Annotated in this window: 2 protein-coding genes; both read right to left on the bottom strand. The window is 65.4% G+C overall.

All coding sequences use genetic code 11. From position 1 onward, the window contains the following. On the bottom strand, nucleotides 1-760 hold a 760-nt coding region (locus JHD07_RS29160), incomplete at its 3' end, for a GMC family oxidoreductase (RefSeq protein WP_291628457.1). 4 nt (nucleotides 761-764) lie between these two features. After that, on the bottom strand, nucleotides 765-2315 hold the full coding sequence (locus JHD07_RS29155; RefSeq protein WP_291628455.1) for an ABC transporter substrate-binding protein: 1551 nt from the start codon (nucleotides 2313-2315) through the stop codon (nucleotides 765-767). Between the last annotated feature and the right edge of the window lie 125 nt (nucleotides 2316-2440).

The raw sequence follows: 2440 nt of genomic DNA, 5'->3' as shown, positions 1-2440 counted from the left end.
GACGCGCGCTGATCTCGCTCGTGCCTTGCCCCTCGATGTGAACGCGGACGCCGGTTGCGCGACCGTCGCTGATCAGCACGCGATCGACCAGCGCATGGCCGCGGATCTCGAGATTGGCGCGGCCGCGCGCGGGCTCGAGATAGCCCTCATTGGTGGTGATGCGGCGCGAGTTGCGGCTGTTGATGGGATAGCAGGCGACGCCCTCGCCGTCCGGGCCGTTGACGTCGGCACACCAGGGATAGCCGCTGGCCAGCGCCGCGTCGCGCAGGCCGCGATCGATCGGCCCCCATGTCTCCGGCGGCGCGCGATAGACCGGCAGCGGCCCACCGCGACCGTGGCCATCGTCATCGCCGAATTCCAGATCGTCCTCGATCACGGAAAACAGCGGCATCACCTCCTTGGCCGACCAGCCGGTGCAGCCATTGGCCGCCCATTCGTCGAAGGCGTCGGCAACGCCGCGAATGGCGATCTGGCCGTTCATCATCGACGAGCCGCCGAGCCCCTTGCCGCGCCAGTAGAAGCGCGGCTCCTGCCCCGCCACCCGGCGCGTCAGAAGGTCAGGCCATTGCCATTTCTCCTGGTATTCGCGCTTGTGGATGATCGGAATGGGATTGGGCGTCCGCACTTCCCATGGTGCCTCATCGGCGCGCCAGTCGCGTCCCGCTTCGAGCAGCAGGACGCGCCGGCCGGGATCCTCGGACAGCCGTGCCGCAACGGCGGCGCCGGCGGAACCACCGCCGACAACAATGACATCGTACATCGCGTTACTTCTCAACGTTCCAGAACACGGGGATGGCGGACGGTATCAGACCGCGCAAGGTCGCGCGATAGGCGGCCGGCTGCGCGAACTGGCCCCACGGAATCGCGGGTGCCTGGTCGTACATGACGGCCTGGATCTCGCCCGCGATCTTCTTGCGGTCCTCCTCAGCCGGCGCCTTGGCGAAGGCTTCCAGCAAGGGCGTGATGCGCGCATCGCATTGCCAGCCGGTGAAGTCGGCGCAGTTGAAGGCAACCATGACGTTGGTCAGCGGCGAGCCCAGGTCGAAGCCGCCAGCGTGAACGCCGTAGACGCTCCAGCCTTCCTTCTTGGCGCGACGCGCCAGCACGCTCGCCCAGTCCATCACCTGCAGATCGACGTTGAAGCCGGCGGCCTTCAACCGCTCCGCGAGCACCTGCGCCGAGACCCGGGGCGCTTCGAGATCGTTGGCCTGCATGACGACGACGGGCTCGCCGGCATATTTGGTCGCCTTCAGCGCGGCCTTCGCCGCTTCGATCGAGGGTTTCGCGGCGGCCTCGATGCCGGCCTTGCTCTCATAGGTGGTGCCGCAGGTGAAGAACGTCGCGCAAAGCGTCGCGTATTTGGCATCGAGGCCGAGTGCGTCAAGCACTTCGCGCTGGTCGACCAGCTTCCACAGCACGCGCCGGATCGCGGGATCGTCGAACGGTTTCGACGCGGCGTTGAGACGGTAGGCACCTGCGAACATATTGCCGCCGGTGAAGTTGACGAGCTTCACGCGCGCGTTCTTTTCCAGCTGCGGTAACAGATCGAACGGGGCGTACTGCATGAAGTCGATCTCGCCCGCCTGGAGCGCAGAGGCTGCGGTCGCACCGTCGGGAATGACGCGGATCTCCAGCGTGTCGACATTCACGCGCTTGCCGCCGGCGAGGAAGTCGGCAGGCTCGGGGCGCGGCACATAGTCGGCAAATTTCTTCAGGATCATGCGATCGCCGGTGCGGTGATCGGCCTTGCTGTAGACGAACGGGCCCGAGCCGATGATCTCGGTGATGCGCTGATCGCCAGGCGTTTTGGCGATGCGCTCGGGCATCATGAAGGCGACGGGGCTGACGGGATTGCCGAGCGCGTCGATGACCAGGCCCGACGGCTCCTTCAGCGTCAGCACGAAGGTCTTGGCATTGGTTGGCTCGAGCGAAGCGGTGATCGCGAAGATGCGGCGGCCGAGCGCGCTGCGCGTGCCCCAGCGGCGAAGCGAGGCCACGCAATCGGCCGCGGTGACCGGCTGGCCATCATGCCATTTCAGGCCGTCGCGCAGGGTGAAGCTGTAGGTCAGGCCATCGGGCGAGACTTTCCAGTCCTGCACCATCTGCGGTTTGACGTCGCCCTTGGAGTCCTTCGCAAACAGCGTATCGAACACCATGTAGCCAAACGTGCGCGAAATATAGGCTGTGGAGAAATGCGGATCGAGGGTGACGATTTCTGCCTCGAGCACCGCGACGAGATTTCCCGCCGCATGCGCTGGCGCTGCGGCCAGCGCAAGGCCGAACAGCGCGGGGATGAAAGACTTGAGTTTGAACATTGGTTTCTTCTTGCCTTGGCGAACGGTTACGGTCGCCAGCAAAAAGCAATGTTCGTGCCCACAAGCCAGAAGCACGTATGCGCACACGGCTATCAGCCGCGCGTTTGCGCACACACCGTCGGTGT

Origin of the sequence: Bradyrhizobium sp. (genome assembly GCF_016462955.1) — a bacterium.
Lineage (GTDB): Bacteria > Pseudomonadota > Alphaproteobacteria > Rhizobiales > Xanthobacteraceae > Bradyrhizobium.
The sequence above is the reverse complement of the archived record's forward strand: the minus strand, read 5'-3'. Positions and strand labels throughout refer to the sequence as shown.